The sequence below is a fragment of the Pseudomonas sp. fls2-241-R2A-110 genome (assembly GCF_030209165.1).
GTDB lineage: Bacteria > Pseudomonadota > Gammaproteobacteria > Pseudomonadales > Pseudomonadaceae > Aquipseudomonas.
This window is the reverse complement of record NZ_JARVSN010000003.1, coordinates 62,497-88,267: the sequence shown is the minus strand read 5'-3', so window position 1 is coordinate 88,267 and position 25,771 is coordinate 62,497. Positions and strand designations below refer to the sequence as shown.

General features: G+C 57.8%; 21 protein-coding genes. 6 read left to right on the top strand and 15 right to left on the bottom strand.

Going from position 1 to position 25,771, the window contains the following annotated elements:
* Nucleotides 1–9: 9 nt before the first annotated feature.
* The 4 genes from QRN31_RS01655 to QRN31_RS01640 are packed head-to-tail and all read right to left on the bottom strand — an operon-like array spanning nt 10 to nt 4,555.
* The gene (locus QRN31_RS01655) at nt 10–804 is read right to left on the bottom strand and encodes a hypothetical protein (protein ID WP_285429764.1); all 795 of its coding nucleotides are present in this window, start codon (nt 802–804) and stop codon (nt 10–12) included.
* Between the two features lies 1 nt (nt 805).
* Entirely contained in the window at nt 806–1,666 is an 861-nt protein-coding gene (locus QRN31_RS01650; protein WP_285429763.1) for a hypothetical protein, read from the bottom strand.
* Nucleotides 1,635–2,486, bottom strand: coding sequence for a DUF4123 domain-containing protein (locus QRN31_RS01645; protein ID WP_285429762.1), 852 nt, complete (start codon nt 2,484–2,486; stop codon nt 1,635–1,637). Before QRN31_RS01645 ends, QRN31_RS01650 begins: the two co-directional genes overlap by 32 nt.
* A complete protein-coding gene (locus tag QRN31_RS01640; RefSeq protein ID WP_285429760.1) occupies nt 2,483–4,555 on the bottom strand; it encodes a type VI secretion system Vgr family protein in 2,073 nt (690 codons plus the stop codon). Before QRN31_RS01640 ends, QRN31_RS01645 begins: the two co-directional genes overlap by 4 nt.
* Before the next feature lie 375 nt (nt 4,556–4,930).
* On the opposite strand from QRN31_RS01640, the gene QRN31_RS01635 reads away from it, so the two are divergent.
* On the top strand, nt 4,931–6,232 hold the full coding sequence (locus tag QRN31_RS01635) for an OprD family porin (protein WP_285429758.1): 1,302 nt from the start codon (nt 4,931–4,933) through the stop codon (nt 6,230–6,232).
* A 123-nt stretch (nt 6,233–6,355) separates the two neighbouring features.
* On the opposite strand, the gene QRN31_RS01630 is transcribed toward QRN31_RS01635, so the two are convergent.
* From QRN31_RS01630 to QRN31_RS01580, 11 genes are all read right to left on the bottom strand, one after another.
* Entirely contained in the window at nt 6,356–7,294 is a 939-nt protein-coding gene (locus QRN31_RS01630; protein ID WP_285429756.1) for a carbohydrate kinase family protein, read from the bottom strand.
* A gap of 13 nt (nt 7,295–7,307) precedes the next feature.
* Nucleotides 7,308–8,804 carry a xylulokinase gene (gene xylB, locus QRN31_RS01625; protein WP_285429755.1) on the bottom strand — a complete coding sequence of 499 codons (1,497 nt, stop codon included), beginning with the start codon at nt 8,802–8,804 and terminating at the stop codon, nt 7,308–7,310.
* Between the two features lie 123 nt (nt 8,805–8,927).
* Nucleotides 8,928–10,403 (bottom strand): mannitol dehydrogenase family protein, encoded by a 1,476-nt coding sequence (locus QRN31_RS01620; protein ID WP_285429753.1) that lies wholly within the window; start codon nt 10,401–10,403, stop codon nt 8,928–8,930.
* A gap of 16 nt (nt 10,404–10,419) precedes the next feature.
* Nucleotides 10,420–11,523: an ABC transporter ATP-binding protein gene (locus QRN31_RS01615; protein ID WP_285429751.1), complete on the bottom strand. Its 1,104-nt coding sequence runs from the start codon at nt 11,521–11,523 to the stop codon at nt 10,420–10,422.
* A gap of 33 nt (nt 11,524–11,556) precedes the next feature.
* The gene (locus QRN31_RS01610; protein ID WP_007936731.1) at nt 11,557–12,387 is read right to left on the bottom strand and encodes a carbohydrate ABC transporter permease; all 831 of its coding nucleotides are present in this window, start codon (nt 12,385–12,387) and stop codon (nt 11,557–11,559) included.
* Between the two features lie 10 nt (nt 12,388–12,397).
* Nucleotides 12,398–13,324 carry a carbohydrate ABC transporter permease gene (locus QRN31_RS01605; protein ID WP_414922281.1) on the bottom strand — a complete coding sequence of 309 codons (927 nt, stop codon included), beginning with the start codon at nt 13,322–13,324 and terminating at the stop codon, nt 12,398–12,400.
* A gap of 146 nt (nt 13,325–13,470) precedes the next feature.
* Nucleotides 13,471–14,781: an ABC transporter substrate-binding protein gene (locus QRN31_RS01600; RefSeq protein WP_285429742.1), complete on the bottom strand. Its 1,311-nt coding sequence runs from the start codon at nt 14,779–14,781 to the stop codon at nt 13,471–13,473.
* A gap of 218 nt (nt 14,782–14,999) precedes the next feature.
* Complete coding sequence (locus QRN31_RS01595) at nt 15,000–15,905, bottom strand: AraC family transcriptional regulator (RefSeq protein WP_285429741.1); 906 nt, start codon at nt 15,903–15,905, stop codon at nt 15,000–15,002.
* Between the two features lie 293 nt (nt 15,906–16,198).
* Entirely contained in the window at nt 16,199–17,065 is an 867-nt protein-coding gene (locus tag QRN31_RS01590) for a phosphatidylinositol-specific phospholipase C domain-containing protein (RefSeq protein WP_285429740.1), read from the bottom strand.
* 145 nt (nt 17,066–17,210) lie between these two features.
* The gene (locus QRN31_RS01585) at nt 17,211–18,506 is read right to left on the bottom strand and encodes a glycosyltransferase (RefSeq protein WP_285429739.1); all 1,296 of its coding nucleotides are present in this window, start codon (nt 18,504–18,506) and stop codon (nt 17,211–17,213) included.
* A 97-nt stretch (nt 18,507–18,603) separates the two neighbouring features.
* Nucleotides 18,604–18,960: a response regulator gene (locus QRN31_RS01580; RefSeq protein ID WP_285429737.1), complete on the bottom strand. Its 357-nt coding sequence runs from the start codon at nt 18,958–18,960 to the stop codon at nt 18,604–18,606.
* A 261-nt stretch (nt 18,961–19,221) separates the two neighbouring features.
* On the opposite strand from QRN31_RS01580, the gene QRN31_RS01575 reads away from it, so the two are divergent.
* From QRN31_RS01575 to QRN31_RS01555, 5 genes are all read left to right on the top strand, one after another.
* A complete protein-coding gene (locus QRN31_RS01575; protein ID WP_285429735.1) occupies nt 19,222–22,713 on the top strand; it encodes a response regulator in 3,492 nt (1,163 codons plus the stop codon).
* Entirely contained in the window at nt 22,714–23,547 is an 834-nt protein-coding gene (locus QRN31_RS01570; protein WP_285429734.1) for a CheR family methyltransferase, read from the top strand.
* The gene (locus tag QRN31_RS01565) at nt 23,544–24,137 is read left to right on the top strand and encodes a chemotaxis protein CheB (protein ID WP_285429733.1); all 594 of its coding nucleotides are present in this window, start codon (nt 23,544–23,546) and stop codon (nt 24,135–24,137) included. Before QRN31_RS01570 ends, QRN31_RS01565 begins: the two co-directional genes overlap by 4 nt.
* On the top strand, nt 24,131–25,312 hold the full coding sequence (locus QRN31_RS01560; protein WP_285429732.1) for a hybrid sensor histidine kinase/response regulator: 1,182 nt from the start codon (nt 24,131–24,133) through the stop codon (nt 25,310–25,312). Before QRN31_RS01565 ends, QRN31_RS01560 begins: the two co-directional genes overlap by 7 nt.
* Nucleotides 25,313–25,389: 77 nt before the next feature.
* Nucleotides 25,390–25,767, top strand: a complete 378-nt coding sequence (locus tag QRN31_RS01555; protein ID WP_034146554.1) for a response regulator — start codon at nt 25,390–25,392, stop codon at nt 25,765–25,767.
* Nucleotides 25,768–25,771: the final 4 nt, after the last annotated feature.

Here is a 25,771-nt window from a genome sequence, read left to right as displayed (position 1 = left end):
AAAATATCCTTATTCAGTACAGGTGGGATAAACGGTGCAATCACGTCCATCTGGCATTTTAAAGGGCTTAAAATCGGTAGTATTGCCCCGACAAAACGCATAAGGATCTTCAAGGCTTTTCCCCATGCACCGTTTCCAGCCTTCAGGAAACTTAACCCATGTATCTCCCATGTATGGGGTTTCTTCCGTAGCAATTGAAAATACAACTTTGATCGTTTTTCCCGCGAGCTGTACTCGTTGTATGGGACCATTTTCGGCTTCGTCACTCACCTCGTTGGGCGCTGTGACAGATTTACATTTCAAAATTTTCACAATGTAGCGATCGGGTCCAGCGGTGCGAAACAACCATTGGCACTGCTTTTGCTTTATCAAGATTTCGGGAGGTCTTGGTCTTTCTACACTTCCATCCTCAAACGAAACCCCTGTGTGTGCCCTACCCACATTCCGGAAGTCAGCACCATATTTGGCATCTACCTCATACGCAAAGGTATCAAGCACCAACGGGCACCCCCCTTCGATGCTGGTTAGCGGTACTTCGAATTGCGCTTTCTGGGCGTCGTTACTAAGCTTTTGCTCGAAGAACTTCAATCCGGGGTAACTTCTGCTTTTTCGAGGTGGGACTGTACAACTCTCTCCCGTTCTAGGCACATAGGATGCTTCGCCTTTAATGCTGAATCCGGGTGGCAGTTCAGTGATCAGCGTGAAGCTATCCTGTTGTGCGACGGAACAACCTGTAGCCCCGAACGTTCCCAAACCGATGGCGGCGGCTTGAACAAGTCCAGTGTAAAAGCCTCGATAACACATTTTATAGTCCTTGTTCGGTGCAGTTGGGGTAGACAGTGCAATTACGTCCATCCGGCATTTTGAAGGGTTTGAACTCGGTTGTATTACCATTACAGAATGCATATGGGTCTTCCAGGCTGTCCCCCATGCAACGCTTCCAGCCAGACGGAAATTTTACCCAGTTATCACTTACGGCTGGGCTCTCTTCGCTTGAAATAGCGAAAACTACTTTAATTATCTTTCCTGCGAACCGAGCACGTTGCATGGGACCTTTGTCATCTGTGACAGTTGCCTGATCCGAAGTTTCTACAGATCTACATTTCAGGATTTTTACAATGTAGCGTTTTGGTCCTGCTGTACGAAAGAACCATTCGCACTGTTTTTGCAAGACTAGTACGGGAGGAGGGGGCGAGCTTTCTACACTTCCGTCCCGAAACGAAATTCCTGTATGGGCCCTACCTACATTTCGAAAGTCAGAACCATATTTGGCGTCAACCTCGTATGCGAAGTTATCAATTACCAGCGGGCAGCCACCTTCATTACTGGTCAGTGGCACTTCGAAATGCGCTGTCTGACCTGTGTTATTAAGCTTTTGCTCAAAGAATTTTAAACCTGGGTAGTTTCTTCCTTCGCGAGCCGGAACTGTGCAGCTTTCCCCCGTACGTGGCACATAAGACGCTTCACCTTTAATGCTGAACCCGGGTGGCAGCTCCGTCAGCAACGTAAAACTATCGGCAGGCTTGACTGCCGAACAGCCAGAAGCCGCCATCACAACCGCCGCCGCGAAGAAAAAAGGCAAACGTCCAGAAAAGTGTTCAGCCACAAACACTGTCGCGCGAGCCGCCACAAATTTACTCACGCTCTGATTTGCCCAAACTTGCATCAAACACCCGCTGACACCGCGCAAAATGCTGCTCTGGGGTTTCACTCGGCAATGGCTGCCATGCCACGTCTTCCGCGCACTTAGGATCAAGTCTCAGACTGAGCATGAATTCGCGTTGTTCTGGCGTGTTCCATTGCCAGGCTTCGAGCAGGTCCATTTGCTCTTCCAGCCATTCGCGGACATTGCGGGTTTCGGAGAGTTTGGCGGCGGCCTCGACGTGGTGCACCAGCAACCATCGTTTCAGGTTTTCGCGCAAGATGCTGCGGGTACGCTCCGGTGCGTTTGGAATTCGCAGCCACGGCGCGGGGTTTGGCACTGGGTACAGGCCGGGTCTGGCGTTATCCACGCTTTTCCACTGCTCCTCATCCCAATACAGCACGCTGCTGATCGGGCCCAACAATAAGGGGCGTTCTGCTTCGCTCAGATTGGCGAGGCAACGAGCCATCACCCGATTATCCTGAAAGCGAAACAACGAACGCTCCCCATCTTCCTCTATCACCATCCGCGCTTGCCAATGCTGAGTCAGGCCGTCGAGGTCGGCTTTATCCATGCTGCCGATCCAGCCCCAATTGCGCTGCGGATCGTCCAGCAGTTTGCGGAAGGCATCGGCGTGGGGTTCGTGCAGTTCGGTCAGCCAAGGGCTGATGGCGGCGAAGTCGGCATATTGGGTGCGTCGATAGAGCTGCACCGAGCGCTTCATCAATCCGGCGCTGTAGAGCGAAGTAACCGGGCTCGGTTCGGCAAGGCTGTCGAGGGCCAGGATCAGCACGCGATTGAGTTTTGCCTGTTCGCCGAGCCAGTTGTTAAGTGCGTCGCTCATGCTGCAGTCCCCAGGTCGCACTTGCCTTCACGGCAGGCTTCGCAAATCGGGCAGCGTATGTCGCCTGCCGCACGGGCGGCTTTGGCCATGGCCATTTGTACGGCGGCCGGGACGAGCAGGGCGCCTGCTTTGTCCTGGGCGGCGGCCCATGGGATGACGGGCGGCAGAATCTGAATCCCGGTCCCCACCCCAGGCGAGCCCCCAGTATTCACCTTCACCTCACCCCCACTAATCGTCACACCCCCCGCATCCACCTTGACGAAACTCCCCCCGGCCTTGGCCGTCAGCTCCATCCCACCCTCAATCACGACCTTCTCACCAGCGTGGTAATGGATCTCCTGACCCGCCTCGACAAACTGTGCGGTGCCGACCTTCACGTGCTGGGTCTCCGCGACCGTCAGGTGATCATCAGTGCGCGCCTCCACCTTGCGGTCAAGCTGCGTAATACGATGCTCTTCAACCTTGAACTCGCTGAAAACATTGGCTTCAACCGTGTCATGCCGTTCATTGCCGACACGAATCTTCTGGTCATGCTCGATGTTTTCATCCCAGTCGCGCTGGGCGTGCAGGTAGATCTGTTCCGCTCCTTTTTTATCTTCGATACGAAACTCGTTGTAACCGTTGCCACCCGGCGAGCTCAGGGTTTTGAAGGTGCTTCGGGTCTTGTTGGCGGGCAGGTCGTAGGGGACGACGTTTTCCTTGTGGAACAAGCAACCGGTGACCAGCGGTTGGTCGGGGTCGCCTTCGAGGAAGGTGACGAGCACTTCCATGCCGACGCGCGGGATGGCGATGCCGCCGTAGGCGCTGCCGGCCCAGCCGGTGGCGACGCGCAGCCAGCAGCTGGTGTTGTCGTTGGCCTGGCCGTCGCGGTCCCAGTGGAATTGCACTTTGACGCGGCCGTATTCGTCGCAGTGGATTTCTTCGCCGGGCGGGCCGGTGACGATGGCGGTCTGGCTGCCCAGGACTTTCGGTTTGGGGTGTTCGAGGGCAGGGCGGAAGTGCGCGTCCCATGGGGTGGCGAGGAAACGGTTGCGGTAGCCTTGATGGAAATCGTCTTTGTTGTGGGTGACGTCGCTGGTGACGTTTTCGCCCAGCACCTGCGGCTGCTTGCCCTCGTGCACGACTTCAAGCAACAGCCAGAGGTCGTTCCACTCGGCGCGCGGGTGTTCGCTCAGGGCCATGAAGTGGCCGCTGACGAGTGTGGGCTCGTCGCTTTTACCTTCGGCCAGTTGGTAGTCGCTGCGGTGGCGTTCCAGGGCACGGGTCGCCAGTTGTTTGCCACGCGCGCGGTCGGTGAATCGGCCGGGATAGTCATAGTCTTCCAGGTCCGGAGCGAAGGCGCTTTTGGCGGCGCCTTCGGGCAGGATTCCGGGTTTTTCGAAGTCGTAATCGCGGCGGCTGACGCGGGTGGTGCGGGTTTCCAGGCGCAGGTTGAAGCGCTTGATCACCGGTTTTGTCGCGGCCATGCCAGAGTCTTGCTGGTAGGCCACGGGCGCGAGCTTGCGGAAAACCGTCTGGTCATCGCCGAACACCAGCGTGTGGCCGCTGCTACTGTGCTGGAAGTGGAAGTGGATGCCTTCCTCTTCGCACAGGCGCTGGATGAAATGCAGGTCGGATTCGTCGTACTGCACGCAGTAATCGCGTTCCGGGTAGATTGCGCCGAGCTGGAAGCTGTACGCGTCAGACAGAATGCCGCGTGCTTCAAGCACCTGGGCAATGATTTTCGGAACATTTAAATGCTGGAAGATTTGCTGGTCATGGTTGTGGCGCAGATAAGCCAGTTGCGGCACCAGGCTGATGCTGTAACGCGTCAGGCTTTTGCCGGAATCGCCTTGTTCGATGCGATACACCAGACCGTGGATGATGCCTTTGCCGGTAGCGCCGAAGGTCAGGCAGCCAGGCTTGTGCAGCAACTCTTCGAGTTTCAGGTCGGGGCGGGCGCTGACCAGTTCGATGTCGAAACAGAACGGCTGATTGAGGGTTTCACGACCGACGAAGCTGAGCACTTGCAGGTCAGCGGAAACGCCTTCCAGCGTCAGGGAAATATGGGTAGCGTTCGCGTCCAGCATGCCTTTAATTCCGTCCTTTGAATAAGCAGGTGCGGATGGTGCAGCATTAAACCGCCCCGTTCAAGGCGCAAATGCCGTAGGCACCGGGGCTTGCAAGCATAGGGAAAACCCTTAGAGAGAAGGTTTCGGCCAATGAATACGGGGGTTGTTGCTGCATGCTGTGCAACTCACCGTTGCGCCACAGGATCGTCGCAGCCAGAAACTGGCAGTCATTTTCAGACTAAAGTCGCCTGTGGCCGCTGAAAGCCTTCTGCCATCATTGTCGATCACCCCCGTGTGTCTGCTTCACCCTGGCCATTTACATGGCCGGGGCGAGGGCTATTTCTTTGGCTTATTGCGCCTTGCGCAAACGCTGCACTGTTGGAGCTTTTTTTCATGCGTCCCCCATTTCTATTCATCACTGCGCGCCAGTCTTCGGGCTTCGGCGCTGTAGTCCTGTGCGCCGGTTTTACTGCCCAGGCTCTCGCGAGCGGTTTCATTGAAGACACCAAGGCGAACATCGAATCGCGCACGGTGTATTTCAATCGCGACTTCCGTGACGGGCATACGTCCACCGAGCAGGGCGCTTCGAAGCGCGATGAGTCGGCTCAAGGCTTTATTCTCAATCTTCAATCGGGTTACACCGAAGGCACCGTCGGTTTCGGCGTGGATGCACTGGGCATGCTCGGGCTCAAACTCGACTCCAGCCCCGACAGCAGCAACAGTGGCTTGCTGCCGTCCACGGGGCAGGACCCACGCGGTTCCAAGGATCAGTACGCCAAACTCGGGCTCACCGCCAAAGTGCGCGTGTCCCAGAGCGTCTTGAAGTACGGCGCGCTGTTGCCGGATGTTCCGCTGCTCAAGTACAACGACGGTCGATTGCTGCCAACGATGTTCAATGGTGCGATGCTGACCTCCAAAGAGGTCAAGGACCTGACCTTCATGGCGGCGCGCCTGGACCAATACACCGCGCGCGATTCCACCGATGCCCAGGACATCCGCGTTCACTGCAAGAACAAGCGCTATGCCTGCAACATCACCGCCGATCATTTCGACATGTACGGCTTCGACTACAAGCTCAACGAGCGCCTGACCGCCCAGTATCACTACGCCGAACTGGAAGACATCTACCGTCAGCATTTCGTGGGATTGCTGGCCAACCAGCCATTGGGCGATGGCGTTCTGAAAGCAGACATGCGCGTGCTCAAGAGTGCCGACAGCGGCGATGCCAAGGCCGGTTCTATCGATAACCGTGCGCTGAGCGGCGTGCTTGCTTACGCCATCAGCGGCCACACGTTCAGCGCCGGTTGGCAGCGCATGAATGGCGACAACTCGATGCCGTATCTGGATGGGACCAATCCGTACCTGGTCAACTACGTGCAGGTCAACGATTTCGCGGCGGCGCAGGAGCGTTCGTGGCAGCTGCGTTATGACTATGACTTCAAGGCAATCGGCATCAATGGATTGAGCTTCCTGACCCGTTATGTGAACGGTGATCACATCAAGGTGGTGGGCAGTGACCAGGAAGGGAAGGAGTGGGAGCGCGACAGCGAGCTCAAGTATGTGGTGCAGAGCGGGGCATTTAAGGATGTCAGCCTGCGCTTGCGCAATGCGACCTACCGGACCAACTATGAGAAGTTCGCCCGGGACGTGGATGAGACCCGATTGATTGTGAGCTACAACTTTTCGGTGTTGTGAACCTGATCGTTCCCACGCTCTGCGTGGGAATGCCTCAAGGACGCTCCGTGTTCCAATTCGTGAAAGGGACGCGGAGCGTCCCGGGCTGCCCCACGCAGAGCGTGGGAACGATCGGTCGAACGATCAGGTTAGCTGGTGCCGATACGGCAAATCCGGCCCGGTCTTGCTGCACGTCAGCGCCGCCGCCTGCGCCGCAAACTTCAACATCCCGTCGATTTGCCCGCGCTCAAGCGATTGCACACCCTCAACCGAATCCAGTTGCTGCTCCGTCAGCCAGGTAATCAGCGCTGCCTGAAACGTATCGCCAGCGCCCACGGTGTCAGCAATTTTCACCGCACACGCCGGCACCGACCACGAGCCATACCCCTTGCTGAACACCGTCGCGCCTTCGCCGCCACGGGTCAGGAACACCAACTGACAGCGATGTTGCAACCAACCTTCAATCACTCGCTGCGGATCCTGCTCGGGGTACAAAAGGCTCAAGTCTTCATCGCTGACTTTGATCAGGTCGGCCAGCTCCACCAGCGTGGCGATGCGCGAACGCCAGAGCTCGATGTTCGGCTCAGGATTGAGCCGCACGTTCGGATCAAGGCTGATCAGGCGTTTGCCGCTTTCGCGCTGCACCAGCGTCAGCAAGGTATCGGCAATCGGCTGCACCACCAGCGAAAACGAGCCGATGTGCAAACCGCGTACCTCAGCCCCCAGCTCCGGCAGGTGCTCGGCTTTAAGTTGTCGATCGGCGCACCCTTCACCACGAAAACTGTAATGCGGCGAGCCATTGGCGCCGACGGCGACCATCGCCAGGGTGGTCGGCGCGGCGAAATCCACCAGGTAGTCCGGGCGTACGCCTTCATCCTGTAAAACCTGCTGCAAGCGTCGTCCCAGGTAATCGGTCGACAACCCGGCAAACAGCGCAGCGTCCACGCCCAACCGCCGCAAGCCGACTGCCACGTTGAACGGTGAGCCGCCGGCAATTGCCTTGAAATTCACTTTTGAAGCCAGGCCGCTGGCATCGTCTTCACTGAAGAAATCGAACAGCGCTTCGCCACACACCAGATACATAGTTGTTCGCTCTTTAAAGGGTTGCGACATGCTGTTGATAGCGTTCATAGGCCTGCTGAAAGGCCGCCACGTTGTCGGCAATCGGCAAGGTTTCACTCGTCGGGTCGAGCTTCACGCAACGCGCACAAAGTTCGGCCAGGCTGTCCTCGTGGCCGCTCGTCCAGGACAGGCACCACGCCGCCTGAATCGCTGCGCCGAGGGCGGCGGCTTCGCTTTGTTCGGTGCAGATGACCGGGGTGTTCATGATGTCGGCGACGATCTGGCGCCACACCGCACTTTTCGAGCCGCCGCCGATCAAGCAAATGCGCAGGCTTTGTAAGCCATTCTGGCGCAGCAGGTCCAGTCCATAACGCAAGCCGAAGGTGGTGCCTTCGACGACAGCGCGGCACAAATTGGCCTGGGTCAGGTTGGTCATCGTCAAGCCCAGCAGGCTGCCGGTGGCATGGGGCAGGGCGGGGACGCGCTCGCCGTTGAGGAACGGCAGCATGCACACGCCATCGGCACCGATAGGCGCCTGATCGACCAAGTCGTTGAAGCGGTCGAGGCCAAGGTCGAACAAGTCGCGAATGCCCCCCGTGGCGTTGGTCAGGTTCATGGTGCAGATCAATGGCAGCCAGCCGCCGCTGGAGGAGCAGAAGGTGGCAACCGAGGCGTCCGGGCTGACTTTCGGTTGGTCGGCGTAGGCGTACACCGTCCCCGAAGAACCCAGGCTCATGGTGATGGCGCCGGGCTTGATGTTGCCGGTGCCGATGGCGCCCATCATGTTGTCGCCACCGCCGCTGGAGACCAGTGCCTGCGGGTTGATGCCCAGGTGTTCGGCGATGCCCGGAAGGATCGTGCCGACTGCTTCATGTGCCTCGATCAGCTCTGGTAGCGCGGCTTGCAGGCGTCCGGTCGGGTCGATGTCGCGCAGTAGCTGCACATCCCACTGTCGGGTGCGCACGTTGAAATACCCGGTGCCGGATGCATCGCCGTACTCGCTGCAACTGCGGCCGGTGAGCCAGAAATTCAGGTAATCGTGGGGCAGCAGGATGCGAGCGATTCGGGCGAACAGTTCCGGGTGCTGTTCTTGGGTCCACAGCAATTTGGAAACGGTATAGCCCGGCGCGATGACTACGCCGAGACGTTCCAGCGAACCTTTTTCGCCGCCGAGTTGCGCCAGCAGACGGTCGTTTTCGGGCGTGGATTCGGTGTCGCACCAGAGCTTGGCCGGGCGCAGCACCTGGCCTTGATCGTCGAGCAGGACCAGCCCGTGTTGCTGGCCGGAGACGCCGATGCCGAGAATGTCCTGGCCATTGACGTTGGCGGCTAGCAGGGCGTGGCGGGTGGCCGACGCGAACGCTTCAAGCCATTGATTCGTGTCTTGTTCACGACGACCGTTGGCGCCGCTGATCAAGGTGTGCGCGGCGGCACCCTGGCCGAGGACCTGGCCGCTGCTCGCGTCGAGGATGATGGCTTTGGTGCCCTGGGTGCCGCAGTCGATGCCGAGGAATAGTTGTTGGTTTGCCATGAATCCCCCTGTAGATCGTTCCCACGCTTTGCGTGGGAATGCCTCAATGGACGCTCTGCGTCCGCTTTTTGGATGGGACGCGGAGCGTCCCGGGCTGCATTCCCACGCAGAGCGTGGGAACGATCAGTCAGCCAGCACCCGCTCCAAAGTCCGCGTCACGCCGACATCCCGCAGGCTGTTGCAGCACCATTCGAACGCCGCCACAAACTCCGGCGAATGCGCTATCGCCGTGCCAAAAATCTCCTCGACGCCCAGCAACTGCTGAGTGATCAACGCATCATCGGCCACCAACGCCTGACAGAATGCCGCCCGTGGGTCTGGAATCGAATAGGTGTCGCCATTCTCGTCCACACCTTTCAAGTACAGCGCCCAGGCCGCCACCACCAGCGCCGCTCGCTTGGTCTCGCGACCATCAGCGATCAGACGGTTGATCGTCGGCACAGTGAACTTGGGAAACTTCGAGGAACCGTCCGAGCACACGCGCTCCAGTTGATCGGCAATCGCCTGATTGGAAAAGCGCTCGACCAGGGTGTTCTTGTAATCAGTCAGATCAATCCCCGGCACGGGCGACAGTTGCGGGGTGACATCCAGGTCCATGTAGGCGCGCATATAACGCACAAACAGCGGGTCATTCATGGTCTCGTGGACAAAACGATAACCCTTCAAAAACCCCAGGTAGGTCAGTGCCAGGTGACTGCCGTTGAGCAGTTTGATTTTCATCTCTTCGTAAGGCGTGACGTCGTCGGTGAACTGCACCCCGACCTTTTCCCAGGCCGGTCGACCATTGACGAATTTGTCTTCCAGCACCCACTGCACAAACGGTTCGCACACCACCGGCCAGGCATCGTCGACGGCGTGTTTGTCGGCCAGTTGCAGGCGATGTTGGGTGCTGGTCATCGGCGTGATGCGATCGACCATGGCGTTAGGGAAACTGACATGACGGTCGATCCAGTCGCGCAGGTCGGCATCACGCAAGGCGGCGAAGGCGAGCAAGGCTTTGCGGGCCACTGCGCCGTTGTGCGGCAGGTTATCGCAGGACATCAGGGTGAACGCGGGCGTGCCGGCGGCGCGACGCTTGGCCAGCGCCGCGCAAAGATAACCGAACACGGTCTTGGGGGCATCTGGATGAGCCAGATCATGCTGAATCTGTGGCAAGTGCGCCATGAACTCGCCGTTGCTGTCGTCGATGCAATAGCCGCCCTCGGTGATGGTCAGCGAGACGATGCGAATCTCTGGACTGGCAAGTTTGTCGATCAGCGCAGATGCGCCGTCCTCGGCGAGCAACATGTCGCGAATAGCGCCAATAACGCGGACTTCGGTGTCGTCGGTATCGCCCAACTCGAACAGGGTGAAGAGGTAATCCTGCTCCTTCAGATCGTCCCGGGCGCGGCGGTCTTCAGGACGCAGGCCGACGCCGCAAATCGCCCAGTCCAGGCCTTCGCCCGTATTCATCAAGGCGTCGGTGTAATACGCCTGATGGGCGCGGTGAAATCCGCCAACGCCGATGTGGGCGATGCCTTGGCGCGTGTCGCTCAGGGCATAGGCGGGCAGGATCACCTCGGGGGCGAGATGGTGCAGGTTCTGTTTATTGAGTTTCATCACAGGCTCTCTGAAATCAGGCCGCTGCGCGCAGTGGGCGGGTCAGCGCCACACCGTCGGCATCGAATAAATGGCAGTGTTCGGCGTCCAGGTGCAGGCTCAATGTTTCGCCATAACGGCTGGCCAGATCGCCGCGAACACGCATGGTCAAGGCTTCGCCGGAGGCGGTCACGACGTGGCAAAAGGTGTCGCTGCCCAGGCGTTCGCTGACGTCGGCGGTGACTTGCAGGGTGCAATCGCCGGGTTGCGCCAGTTCCAGGTGTTCCGGGCGAATGCCCAGCGTCACCGCGCTGCCGACACTCAGGTTGGCGCTGCTCAATGGCAGGCTGATACGGGTGCCGGCGTCCAGCTGCACTTCGCAGCTTTGGCTTTCGACGCGGGTGACGTTGCCCTTGAGGAAACCCATTTTCGGCGTGCCGAGGAACCCGGCGACAAACAGGTTGGCGGGCTGGTGATACAGGTCCAGCGGCGAACCGACTTGCTCGACTTTGCCGCCATTGAGCACGACGACTTTGTCGGCCATGGTCATGGCTTCCACCTGATCATGGGTCACGTAGATCATCGTGGCTTTGAGTTCTTTGTGCAGGCGTAACAGTTCCAGGCGCATCTGCACGCGCAGGGCGGCGTCGAGGTTGGACAGCGGTTCGTCGAACAGGAAGATTTTCGGGTTGCGCACAATCGCCCGGCCGATGGCCACGCGCTGGCGTTGGCCGCCGGACAGTTGCTTGGGCTTGCGCTCCAGCATCGGCCCGAGTTCAAGGATGCGTGCCGCCTCGCCGACTTTTTTCTCGACTTCGGCTTTCGGTACGCCAGCCAGGTCGAGGGCGAAAGACATGTTTTTCTTCACGGTCATGTGCGGGTACAAGGCGTAGGTCTGGAACACCATGGCCAGGTCACGCTTGGCCGGGCTGACTTCGGTGATGTCGCGGCCATCGAGTTCGATGGTGCCGCCACTGACTTCCTCAAGGCCGGCAATCAGGCGCAGCAACGTCGATTTACCGCAGCCCGAAGGGCCGACGAACACCACGAATTCCTTGTCATTCACTTCCAGGTCGATGCCTTTGATGATGGAAAAGCCTTCGAAGCCTTTTTGCAGATTCTTGATTTTCAGGTTGGCCATGGTGGCGCTCCTTTTGTGCTTATTCTGTGAGGGCTATTTCACGGCGCCGAACGACAGGCCGCGGACCAATTGTTTCTGGCTGATCCAGCCGAAAATCAGGATCGGCGCACAGGCCAGGGTCGACACTGCCGACAACTTGGCCCAGAACAACCCTTCGGGACTTGAATATGAGGCGATCAATGCGGTGAGCGGCGCGGCTTTCGACGAGGTCAGGTTCAGTGACCAGAACGCCTCGTTCCAGCACAGGATCAGCGACAGCAACACCGTGGAAGCGAGGCCGCCCTTGGCGATCGGCAGCAGCACCCGGACCATTTCCTGCCACAGTGTGGCGCCGTCCAGTCGTGCGGCTTCGAGGATGTCCTTGGGGATGTCCTTGAAGTAGGTGTAAATCATCCAGACCACGATCGGCAGGTTGATCAGCGTGTAGATCACGATCAGCGCGATGCGTGTATCGAGCAGGCCGAAGCTCTTGGCCAGCAGGTAGATTGGCATCAGCACGCCCACCGGCGGCAGCATCTTGGTGGAGAGCATCCACAGCAGCGTGCCTTTGGTGCGCTGGGTTTCGTAGAACGCCATCGAATAGGCCGCCGGCACCGCGATCAGCAGACACAGAGCAGTGGCGCTGAACGAAATCACCACTGAGTTCCAGGCGAAGCTGAAGTAGTCGCTGCGCTCGTTGATGTGCAGGTAGTTCTCCAGCGTCGGCGTGAAGATGAACTGAGGCGGCGTGGCGAACGCGTCGATTTCGGTTTTGAAGCTGGTCAGCACCATCCAGAAGATCGGGAAGAAAATCAGGATCGCGATGGCCCAGGCCAGCGTGCCCAGCAGCAGGCTTTGCAGGCGACGGGATTGTTGAAGAGTCATGGCGCAGGCCTCAGGCTTTGTCTGTCAGGTTTTTGCCGATCATGCGCACCAGCACGATGGCCGCGATGTTGGCAATCACCACCGCGATCAACCCGCCGGCGGACGCCATGCCGACGTCGAACTGCACCAGCGCCTGGTTGTAGATCAGGTACGCCAGGTTGGTCGAGGCATAGCCGGGGCCGCCGTTGGTGGTGGTGAAAATTTCGGCGAACACCGAGAGCAGGAAGATGGTTTCGATCATCACCACCACTGCAATCGGCCGCGCCAGGTGCGGCAGGGTCAGATGCCAGAAGATCGCGATGGGGCCAGCGCCGTCGAGGCGTGCGGCTTCTTTCTGTTCCTGGTCGAGGGATTGCATGGCGGTCATCAGGATCAGGATCGCAAAGGGCAGCCATTGCCAGGACACGATGATGATGATCGACAGCAACGGGTAATGCGCCAGCCAGTCCACCGGCTGGGCGCCGAACAGTTTCCATACGTAGGCCAGAATCCCCGAGACCGGGTGGAAAATCAGGTTCTTCCAGATCAGTGCACCGACCGTGGGCATGATGAAGAATGGCGAGATCAGCATGACCCGCACGATGCCGCGACCGAGAAACTCGCTGGCCTCCAGCAAGGCACTGATCAACACGCCGAACACCACGCTGATCAGCAGCACGCTGCCCACCAGCAACAGGGTGTTGGTGGCGCCGGGCAGGAAACCGGAATCGCTGAGGAAGTAGGTGAAGTTCTCCAACCCGACGAATTGGTTTTCACCGGGGTTGAGCAGGTTGTAGCGGATCATCGAGAAATAGACAGTCATGCCCAGCGGCACGATCATCCATAGCAGCAGCAAGGCTACCGAGGGGCTGACCAGAAACCAGCCGGGATTGGTCAGCCGGCTTTTACGCACCGGCTGGGGAATGTCCATGTGAGCTTTGGCAGTTGAAGTATTCATGGTGATCACAACCGATGATGAACTGGTAAACGAAGTTCGACTGTGGGAGCCAGCCTGCTGGCGATAGGGCCGGTACATCCGGCGCATCGCTGATCGCTTGACTACCGCTATCGCGAGCAGGCTCGCTCCCACAGGTTGAGTGGCGGTTACTTGGGATAACCGGCGCGCTTCATTTCACGTTCGGTGGTTTGCTGGGCGGCAGCCAGGGCCTGGTCGACCGTGGTCTGGCCGATCAGCGCCGCCGAGAACAGCTTGCCGACTTGCGTGCCCACACCCTGGAACTCAGGAATGGTCACCAGCTGGATGCCGATGTAAGGCACAGGCTTGAGCGTCGGTTTGCTTGGGTCTGCCGTTTTAAGCGATTCCAGAGTGATCTTGGCAAACGGCGCGGCGCTCATGTAGGCCTCGCTGTAGGTCGAAGCTCGAGTGCCGGGCGGCACGTTGGCAATGCCGTCTTTTTCCGCCACCAGTGCACCGTATTCCTTGGACGTCGCCCAGGCGCTGAAGGTTTTTGCAGCGTCCTTGGCCTTGGAACTGGTCGGGATCGCCAGCGCCCAGGAATAGAGCCAGGCCGAACCTTTGTCGGTGGTCTGGTGCGGCGCATAAGTGAAGCCGACGTGGTCGCTCACTTTGCTCTGAGTCTTGTCGGTCACAAAGGAACCGGCGACGCTGGCGTCCACCCAGATCGCGCACTTGCCGCTGTTGAACAGCGCCAGGTTTTCGTTGAAACCGTTGCTGGAAGCACCCGGCGGGCCGGATTTTTTCATGGTCTCGACGTAGAAGTTCAGCGCGTTTTTCCACTCTGGACCGGTGAATTCAGGTTGCCACTTCTCATCGAACCAGCGCGCGCCATAGGCGTTGGCGACCGTGGTGATCAGCGCCATGTTTTCGCCCCAGCCAGCCTTGCCGCGCAGGCAGATGCCGTACTGTTCCTTGTCTTTGTTGGTCAGTTTGCTGGCGAATTCGCCGATCTGTTCCCAGGTCGGATGCTCAGGCATGGTTAGCCCGGCGTCCTTGAACAGATCGGTGCGGTAATAGGTGATCGAGCTTTCTGCGTAGAACGGCAGGGCATAGAGCGAACCCTTGACCGACAAGCCTTCACGCACCGAAGGAAACACGTCGTCCAGGGCGTAGGAGGCCGGCAAGTCCTTCATCGGCTCCAGCCAACCCTTTGCCCCCCAGAGTGCGGCTTCGTACATGCCGATGGTCAGCACGTCGAACTGCCCGCCCTGAGTGGCGATGTCGGTGGTCAGGCGTTGGCGCAGAACGTTCTCTTCCAGCACCACCCAATTGAGCTTGATGTCCGGGTGCTCGGCCTCGAAGGTTTTCGAGAGCTTTTGCATGCGGATCATGTCGCTGTTGTTGACGGTGGCGATGGTCAGGGTCTGAGCGCCGAGACTGACGCTGCTGAGGGTCATGCAGGTGAGGGCTAGCAGAGCTTTTACAGAAGGTTGCATCGTGCACTCCTTTTCTGCACCCGCAGGGATACAGAAGGACAGTTATTGTTTTTGTGTCTTCCGATGACAGGAAGAATGTGCGCTGATTACAGCCTTCAATTGATGATCAGACAAATCATCCATAGCACTTGAATCGATACTATTTTGCACTGGTATTTGGCGGGGGAGGCTTAGGGGGCAGCCTGCAAGTGATGGCGCAACATCGGATATGTACAGGTTTAACCCATGTTTTGCTCGGTCAACCGCTGCACCGCCAATCGCCGATAGTGAGAAGGGGTCATGCCCTTGAGCTGCTGGAAACGCCGATTAAAATTCGAAATATTGTTGAAACCCGACTCGAAACACACATCAGTCACCGGTTTATCGCCATCGGCCAGCAGTTCGCAGGACTTGCTGATGCGCAGGCGATTGACGAATTCGATGAAGCAGCGCCCGGTAGCCTGTTTGAACACCCGGCTGAAATAAGTCGGTTTCATGCCCAGGTGCGCGGCGACTTCCTCGAGCGGCAATTCCCGGGCGTAGTGGGTGAAAATGTAATCCACCGCCCGGTTGGTGCGATCAATGTTGTGTTCATCGGCCAGTTGCGGCGTCGTGGCTCCCGACAGCAATTGAAAATCATCAGAGGCTGCCAACAGTTCCAGCAGGATGAAGAAGTGCCCGAGGCGGGTCACGCCCTGGGTGTCGGCAATGCGCTGCATCAGGGTCATGGCCTGGCGAATGGTGCGTTTGCAGCGAAACTCGATGCCGTATTGCGCGCGCTCAAGCAACGGGGCGAGGGTCTTGAGTTCAGCGAATACCTGATGACCGCTTTCGAACAACTCATCGGTGAAATTGACCAGCATGTCGCGTTTAGGCACCACCTCGTCTTCCGCGACCTGGCTGATCCAGTTGTGTGGCAGGTTAGGGCCGGTGAGGAAAAGGCTTTCGGGGTAGAAATTGCCAATGTAGTCGCCGATGAACACCTTGCCGGAGCTGGCGACGATCAGGTGCAGTTCGTATTCCTTATGAAAGTGCCAGCGCACCAACGGACACGGGAATCCGTGTTGGCGATAGATGATGGACAACCCGTTGTGGTCGTCCATCAATTCGTAGGAGGGGTCGGTGACTCTGGCTGTTCGGGTCATGTCTGGGCACTTTTTATTGTCATTGCGTCCTGATCATGCCTCTTTCCGAGCGATTAATGCCAGCGTGGAGCACTGCGGCGTCAGGCCGGTGCCCTCTCATGCAGTTTTGTTTGTCCAGCGTGGTGCCTGTGTTGTGGGTCATGACAGTTCCCTGGGGGGCAATGAAGCTCGTGTGGTGTGGTGGCGTTCCACACCCGTAAGAACCCTGTTCATGACCCAGCATAGAAGTGCGCGACAGCATTGCCAGTCACGGAAATACCTGCACAAAAATAGCCCATTGATATCACGGCGAACTACTTGGCTCGCTTCGCGGCCTTTTTGAGGTTGGCGGTTCGGCAATACGACACAATATTGCTCTCTTCAATGAAGTCGACGTTGATAATGTTGCACTGGGTCGCCCAGTCGCTATTGTTCGGATCAAACCATCTATTAAGTTCGTTATGAATATCCACTGGGCCACCCAGCGCGCTGTAACTTGTCGCCGAGAGGGACCACGGAGCCCAGGCGCCTGGCGGGTATCGCAGCACCTTTGTAATGTGCTGCTGCAACTCGGCGACACTGGTGGTGGCGATGCCGGACCATTGATGTTCGATTTGCCGAATGAACACGTTGCTGTCAATTGCCCGGTGCCGCGGCGCAGCGACCACAATGCGCTGGTTGGCGCTGAGCTGTTTGAGTTGGCCAAGACTCAAGGTGTGATTCTGGCTGGGAATGAGGCGGTGCCCAAAAAAGTGCATCACCATCTTATTGAAGTAGGCAAAATCAAAGGCATCCCCGCTCAACTCGTGAAAGTCCAGAATGATGAATTCATTCGGGTTTTCTTGCAGAAACGTTTCCACGTCACTGGAAAGATGCCCAAACGTACGCCCATTGCGATAGCCATTGTGGTGAATGCATAACTTGCCGAGGCCCTGTGCAGTGGCGTCATAGGTCAAGCGCACGTCAAGCACCCGGGAGCCGTGGCGCAGTTGGGAATAAAACGATTCGTGCTGGCAGGCCAGCCAATGGGCGCCGGGGATGAGCGGCCAGGATGCCTTCCAGTCACTGCCGGCATTATGAGTGCCTGGCAATGTCAATTCAGCGAGTGACAACGTATCAATGGCTGGCGTAGCGGTCATCCAGTTGTGACGGGCGTAGTTGTTCTGAACAGTGGTGTCCATTCAATGCTTCCTTGCAAAGTTAGATAGGTATTATTGGTTAGGCGAAGAAGTATCCGTTACTAACTTCGCCAACCCTTTATAAGGAGAAACAGTAAGGTGATCAACAGAGTGGTAATGCAAAATATGTAATGTTGGCGTGCACGGCTTACAGTGGGATTTTGTTTTTGGCCTCGATCCATTGCGCCATGTATTGCGTACTCTTGTGATGGTGATGGCGCAGCATGCTGCCCATAAAGTTATGACTTCTAAGTTGTGCCAAGTGCTGTTGGCAATGAACTAGTTTTTCGATCAGCGCCGGGCCATGTTCCGACTGTCGATAACGATCAGCCAGCAACGTCTGCCCGTGGGATTGGGCTTGTGTCCACAGCGCTTCATCCTTGTATAGCTGTACTGCACCGTCAGCCACTTCCCGAGCCGTGCGGGCCACGGCGCCGGGCCAGGGGTGGTTGCCGTGCATCGCTTCGGCCCCGATGGGGGTGGTCACGGAGGGCGTGCCACACAACATGGCGTCGACAATCTTGCCTTTGATGCCTGCGCCGAAGCGAAGCGGCGCCAGGCACACGCGTGCTGCCGACATCACCTGTAACGCATCTTCAGCCCAGTTCATGACATGAAAACCCTGCGCCGGGTTGTGCAGTGCCGTGGCCTTGGGCGGCGTGTAAGCACCGTAGATATGCAGCTGAGCCGTGGGCAGTTGTTCGCGAATCAACGGCCAGATGGCTGTTTTCATCCAGAGCACCGCATCCCAGTTCGGTGCGTGGCGAAAGTTGCCGATGCTCAAGAAATGCGCCCGGTCTGCGAATGCCGTCGGCGGCGCAACCGGCACATCGACCATCAGCGGACACCAATGCAATACGTTGCGCGGCAACTTGAACTGCTCGACCAGCAATTCGATTTCCACTTCAGAGATCATCAGGTTCACGTCGCACCGGTAAAGCGCCGCGATCTCCCGTTTGGCCAGATCGCCGTCAGCCATCAGTTCGAACTCTTCGCGCAACGCCGGGGCGAACAACTGGCTGAAGTCATTGGTATCGTCGCTGTGTTTCAACCGTTCTTTGAGCCGATGATGACGAGCGTGTCGCAGGCTTTGCAGATCCGATGTTTCAAGCACGCGTAACGCATCAGGACAGTGCTTCTCTACGCGCCAGCCGAACTGTTCTTCCATCATGAACTGGTCAAACAGGACGATGTCCGGGGCGAGGTCGCTGATAAACGCATCGAAGCTGCTGTTATTCAACTCGATCGGCACTTCGCGAATGCCCAGCGCCGTCAAGTCTGCTCGATGTTCGCCCGTGCCGGCAGGACTGCTGAACGTGATGTCCCAGCCCTGCTGCAAGAACGTATCGAGGATTTGCATCACATGCCCGCTGGCCGCCGAAGAGCGGGGCTCGGGCCAGACGTAACCAATGACCAGGACTTTGGTTGCGCGGGGCTGGATCATGTAAAGGTGTTCCTTGAAGCGAAAAAAGGCGGGGGAGAGAATGCAGGCCGCCATTAAACCACAGCCACAGTGCTTTTCAGTCCACCAGCCCTTTGGGTCAAAGCATGCTTTTGACCTTGTCTCGCAACTGATCGATGGAAAATGGCTTGCCGATCACCTGCATGCCTTTAGGCACATCAATGCTTTCGGCATAACCGCTGGCGAACAGGATTGGCAGCTCGGGGCGCAGCATCCGCGCCTGCTTGGCCAGCTCGCGCCCGTCCATCACGGGCAAGCCGACATCGGTCATCATCAAATCGATGTATTGGTCTTCATCGTTGAGGAACTCAAGGGCCTTCTCGCTGCCGTCCGCCTCAAGCACTTTGTACTCCAGCTCCTCCAGTACATCGACAATCAGCATGCGCACGATGGCATCGTCTTCGACGACAAGAATGGTGGACGCGTTGGAGGACATAATAGGGCTCTCAATAGTGGGTTCGCGGGTGCCGGACTTACAAAATTGCCGGGCTCTTGCATGAGTAAGTGACGGATCCCGACAAGTTCCCAACGCTGTGCAAAAAAGTATAGCGGTACAAGAACGCGCAAGGATAACCGCTCCTTTCAAACGGGCGCAGCTAAAAGCAGCGGTTTGCGCGCCAATCGCGCAGAAAATTAGATCAATACAGCCGTTTTGGGGCAAACTCCCTGGTTTTGAACAGTTCGACAAGGCCTTCCCATGACCACGGTGTCTTCGGTTGATGAGCAACGATTTCGCAAACTCCTGAGCCGCAACGTCAGCCTGCCACTGGGTGTCGGTGTCATCAGTGCGGTGTTCTTTGTCTCGTTGATCACTTACTTGCTGTCGGTGATCCAGTGGGTCGAACACACCGACCGGGTGATCAATAACGCCAACGAAGCCGTGAAACTGACCGTCGATCTGGAAACCGGCATGCGCGGCTTCTTGCTCAGTGGCGACGAGCATTTCCTGGACCCTTACGAAACGGCCAAGCCGAGAATCGCCGTCGCGCTCAATACCTTGCTCGAACTGACCGCCGATAACCCGGTGCAGACCGATCGCTTGCGCCGGCTCCAGGCGTTGCAAGGGGAATGGGCCACTTACGCGCAAACGATGATCGATTTGCAGCGTAACAGCGGCGATTATCGTAGCGCGGTCAGCGCTGGTCGCGGCAAGCGCCTGACCGATGAGATCCGCAAGCAGTTCGAAGACGTGATCGACATGGAGCAGCAGTTGCGCACTACGCGCAACGATGAAGTGCGCCGCACCACGATCTGGAGCATCTCGCTGTACCTGTTTTTCATCGCCGCCATCAGCGCATTGCTGGCGTACATCGGGCGTCGGGATCTGCTCAACCTGTCGCAGAACTACAGCGCCAACCTGGCGGCGCAACAATCCGCCGCTTCGCGACTGGAGCAGCAAGCCTGGCTGCGCAATGGCCAGACTGAACTGGCCGAGCAGGTGCTGGGGCAGCTGTCGCTTAATGTGCTGGGGCGCAACATTCTGCAATTTTGCGCGCAGTACCTGGGCACTGCGGTGGCCGCTATTTATGTTCGTGAAGAGCATGGCAGTCTGCGGCGCATCGCCTCCTACGGTTTTTCACGCGAACAGGAAGAACGCGATCAGCACATTTTCAGTGATGAAGGGATCGTCGGCCAGGTGGCGAACCGGGCCCGCCTGATTCGCCTCGATGACGTACCGAGCGACTATTTCAAAGTCAGTTCCGGCTTGGGTGAGGGCCTGCCATCTAGCGTGCTTGTCGTACCAACCAGCGATGACGACCGGGTTAATGGCGTGATCGAACTGGGATTCCTGCGACCGCTGACAGAGCGTGATGTCGAGTTGCTCCAACTGATTGCCGGCAACATCGGCACCTCGATCGAGGCCGCGCGCTACCGTCAACGCTTGCAGGAAGTACTGGCCGAGACCCAGCAACTCAACGAAGAGCTGCAAGTCCAGCAGGAAGAGCTCAAGACCGCCAACGAGGAGCTGGAAGAGCAATCGCGGATTCTCAAGGAGTCCCAGGCGCATCTTGAAACCCAGCAGGTCGAGCTGGAACAAACCAACGAACAACTGGCCGAGCAGGCGCAGGTTCTGGCCGATCAGCGCGATGCGATGGACTTGAAGAACACCGAGCTCAATCAGGCCCAGGCTCAGCTTGAAGAGCGCGCCGAAGAGTTGCAGCGCTCCAGCAAATACAAGTCTGAATTTCTCGCCAACATGTCCCACGAACTGCGCACGCCGCTCAACAGTTCGTTGATTCTGGCCAAGTTGCTGGCAGAGAACCCTCAGGAAAATCTCACGGCCGAGCAGGTGAAGTTTGCCGAATCGATCTATTCGGCCGGCAACGACTTGCTCAATCTGATCAATGACATCCTCGATATTTCCAAGGTCGAGGCCGGCAAACTGGAGATGCGCCCCGAGAACACCAGTGTTGCGCGTCTGGTGGACGGGCTGCGTTCGATGTTCGAGCCGATGGCCACCAACAAGAAGTTGACGTTCGAGGTCGACTTGCAGCCCGGTTCGCCGATGATGCTGTTCACCGACCGCCAGCGTCTGGAGCAAGTCATCAAGAACCTGCTGTCGAACGCGGTGAAATTCACCGAAAAAGGCACGGTCAGCCTGACCGTGGCGTCCCAGCCAAACGACGGCATCGCCTTTATTGTTCGCGATTCCGGGATCGGCATCGCCGCCGACCAGCAGGAAAGCATTTTCGAAGCCTTCCGCCAGGCTGACGGCACCACCAACCGCCGTTATGGCGGCACCGGCCTGGGCTTGTCGATTTCCCGGGACCTTGCGGCATTGCTGGGTGGCTCCATCAGTGTCACCAGCGAGCCGGGGCAGGGCAGTGTGTTCACGCTGGTTTTGCCGCAGCAGTATGTCGAACCGGGCGATCAGCCGGTTGAGCCGATGCAGGCCACTCCGGTTGCCATGACGCCACGGGTGGCAGCCACTGTGCCCGTGCCACTGATCGCCGAAGTCGACATCCCGCGTTTTGCCGATGACCGCGCCAAGGCGCCGTTCGCCACACGGTGCATTCTGGTGGTGGAGGATGAGCCGAACTTTGCGCACATCCTTTACGATCTGGCGCATGAGCTGGGTTACCAATGCCTGGTTGCCCATGGCGCGGACGAGGGTTACGACCTGGCCAAAGAGTACATCCCCGACGCCATTCTGCTGGACATGCGCTTGCCCGATCATTCCGGGCTGACCGTGTTGCAACGCCTTAAAGAGCACGCCGCCACCCGCCACATTCCGGTGCATGTCATTTCGGTCGAAGATCGGGTCGAGGCCGCCATGCACATGGGCGCTATCGGCTACGCGGTCAAACCGACCACCCGCGAAGAGCTCAAGGACGTGTTTGCGCGCCTCGAAGCCAAGCTGACCCAGAAGGTCAAGCGCGTGCTGCTGGTCGAAGATGACGATCTGCAGCGCGACAGCATTGCGCGGCTGATCGGCGATGAAGACATCGAGATCACCGCCGTCGGTTTGGCGCAGGACGCACTCGAGCAGCTGCGCACGACGAATTTCGACTGCATGATCATCGACCTCAAGCTGCCGGACATGCTCGGCAATGACTTGCTCAAGCGAATGTCCACCGAGGATATCTGCTCATTCCCCCCGGTCATCGTCTACACCGGGCGCAACCTTACGCGGGACGAAGAGACCGAGCTGCGCAAATATTCGCGCTCGATCATCATCAAGGGCGCTCGCTCGCCCGAGCGTTTGCTGGATGAGGTCACACTCTTTCTGCACAAAGTCGAATCCAAGTTGTCCCATGAACGGCAAAGGATGCTCAAGACCGCGCGCAGCCGCGACAAGGTCTTCGAGGGTCGGAAAATACTGCTGGTGGATGACGATGTGCGCAACATTTTCGCCCTGACCAGCGCGCTGGAGCACAAAGGCGCTGTCGTGGTCATTGGCCGCAACGGTCGCGAAGCGATTGAAAGATTGAATGAAGTCGAGGACATCGACCTGGTGCTGATGGACGTGATGATGCCAGAGATGGACGGTTACGAAGCCACTATCGAGATCCGCAAGGACCCGCGCTGGCGCAAGCTGCCGATCATTGCGGTAACGGCCAAGGCCATGAAGGACGATCAGGAGCGTTGCCTGCAGGCCGGTTCCAACGATTACCTGGCCAAGCCCATCGACCTAGACCGTCTGTTCTCGTTGATTCGAGTGTGGTTACCGAAGATGGAACGTATCTAAGTGGAGCGCAATTGTTCAGTGGAGCGAAATAGCGAGATCGAATTGCGGCTGTTGATCGAGGCCATCTACCTCAAGTACAGCTATGACTTCCGTGATTATTCCGGCGCATCGATCAAACGTCGGGTCAATCATGCGCTGAGTCAATTCGAGTGCAGTACCATTTCGGCCCTGCAAGAGAAAGTGCTGCACGATCCCACCGCGTTCATGCAATTGCTGCAGTTGCTGACGATTCCGGTCAGTGAAATGTTTCGTGACCCTTCGCATTTCCTGGCGATCCGCAAGGAAGTGGTGCCGCTGCTCAAGACCTACCCGTCGATCAAGATCTGGATCGCCGGGTGCAGCACCGGCGAAGAAGTCTATTCGACGGCGATACTGTTGCGCGAAGAGGGCTTGCTCGAGCGCACCATCATCTATGCCACCGACATCAATCCGCGTTCGCTGGAGAAAGCCAAGCAAGGGATTTTCTCCATGGAGAATGTCCGCGCCTACACTCAGAACTATCAGCAGGCCGGTGGCCAGCGTTCGTTCGCCGATTACTATACGGCGGCGTATGGTTACGCCATTTTTGACAAGAGCCTGTGCGAAAACGTGACGTTCGCTGATCACAGCCTTGCGACCGACAGCGTATTTTCAGAAACTCAATTAATTTCGTGTCGCAACGTATTGATTTATTTCAATAAAAAGCTTCAAGATCGTGCCTTCGGCCTGTTTCATGAATCCCTCTGCCACCGCGGATTCCTGGTGCTGGGCAGCAAGGAAACCCTGGATTTTTCGGCCTTTGGCAATCAGTTCGAGGCATTGGTCAAACAAGAACGGATTTATCGCAAATCATGAACGATGCTGCGCGATTGCCTACAGTGGAAGCGATTGTGATCGGTGCCTCGGCCGGAGGTGTCGAGGCGTTGCTGAATATTCTCAGCCCGCTGCGTGAGGGGTTCGTTCTCCCGATCATCGTGGTGCTGCACCTGCCCGAAGCACGCCGCAGCCAATTGGCCGAAGTGTTCGCACGGCGGGTCGCCATGCCCGTCCTGGAAGCCATCGACAAAACGCGGGTTGAAGCCGGAACGCTGTATTTTGCAGGCCCCGGTTATCACTTGTCGGTGGAGCAGGATCGCAGTTTCTCCCTGAGCCTGGAGCCCCGCGTGCATCATTCACGGCCGGCGATCGATTTCCTGTTTGAGTCGGCGGCCGATGCCTACGGTCCGACGCTGGCAGCGGTGCTGTTGACCGGTGCCAACCAGGATGGCGCGCGCGGACTGGCCCAGGTCAAGCAACGCGGCGGGCTGACCATCGTGCAGGATCCGGACGAAGCTCAGATTGCAACCATGCCGCAAGCTGCGCTCGATCTGCACCAGCCAGACCACATTCTCCCTATACGCGGCATCAGCCGTCTGATTGTCGAGCTGGAACAAATAGCATGCTAAGTAACATCCAAGCCAAACTGCTGATAGTCGACGATCTGCCGGAGAATTTGCTGGCGCTGGAAGCGTTGATCAAGCGTGAAGACCGCATCGTCTATAAAGCCTTATCCGCCGATGAAGCCCTGTCGTTGTTGCTTCAACACGAATTTGCCATGGCCATTCTCGACGTGCAGATGCCGGGTATGAACGGTTTCGAGCTGGCCGAGTTGATGCGCGGCACGGAAAAAACCAAGAATATCCCGATCGTGTTCGTCAGCGCCGCCGGTCGTGAGTTGAACTACGCGTTCAAAGGCTACGAAAGCGGCGCCGTGGACTTCCTGCACAAGCCGCTGGACATTCATGCGGTCAAGAGCAAGGTCAACGTGTTCGTCGACTTGTATCGCCAGAGCAAGGCGATGAAGCAACAGGTCGAAGCACTGGAACAAAGCCGTCGGGAGCAGGAAGCATTGCTCAAGCAATTGCAGGCGACCCAGAATGAGCTCGAACAAGCCGTGCGCATGCGTGACGACTTCATGTCCATCGTTGCCCACGAACTGCGTACGCCGCTCAATGGCCTGATCCTCGAGACCCAGTTGCGCAAGATGCACCTGGCCCGGGACAACGCCGCGGCGTTCACCCTGGACAAGATGCACGCTATGGTCGACCGGGACGAGCGGCAGATCAAAAGCCTGATTCGCCTGATCGAGGACATGCTCGATGTGTCGCGAATCCGTACCGGCAAGCTATCGATTCGTACCAGTCAATTTGATCTGGTGAAATTGGTCAGCAATCTGCTGCAAAATTTCGCACCGCAGATCGATGCAGCCGAGACGTCGGTGACGTTTACCGCCGACCAGCCAGTTGTCGGTAATTGGGACGAATTTCGTATCGAACAGGTCATCTCGAATCTACTGACCAACGCATTGCGCTATGGTGGCAAGGGTACGATTGATGTTCGCGTGTTTCCACAGGATGGCCAGGCGCGGGTCGAGGTTCAGGATCGTGGTATCGGTATCAGCGAAGAGAACCAGCGGCGCATTTTTCAGCAATTCGAACGGGTTTCCGCCAAGACCGTCGTTGCTGGATTGGGTCTGGGACTGTTTATTTCGGAGCAGATTGTCGCCGCCCACGGTGGCTCCATCACCGTCGAGAGCCGGATTGGCGAAGGCGCCTTGTTTCGCGTTTGTCTGCCGTTATAGGAAAACAGCCGGATAAACGCAACCTCTGATCGACCTCATGGTCGTATCAGCAGCTATTGACCGAACAAAGGCTTCCCATGAGTGAAGATGCACAAGATGTGGTATTGATCGTCGAGGATGACCCCTCGATCCTGATGGTTTTATCTGCCTATCTTTCGGGGGAGGGGTACCGGGTGTTGCAGGCCGAAAACGGCGAGCAGGCGTTCGAAATCCTTGCGAGCAAACCGCACCTGGACATGATGATCACCGACTTCCGTCTGCCAGGCGGAATTTCCGGGGTACAGATCGCTGAACCTGCGGTGAAGCTGCGACCGGAACTCAAAGTGATTTTCATCAGTGGTTATCCGCAGGAAATCCGCGAGACCGATAGCCCGATCACGCGCAAGGCCCCGATCCTTGGCAAGCCGTTCGATCTGGATGTGTTGCAGGAAATCATGCAGGACATGCTGTCCTGACACG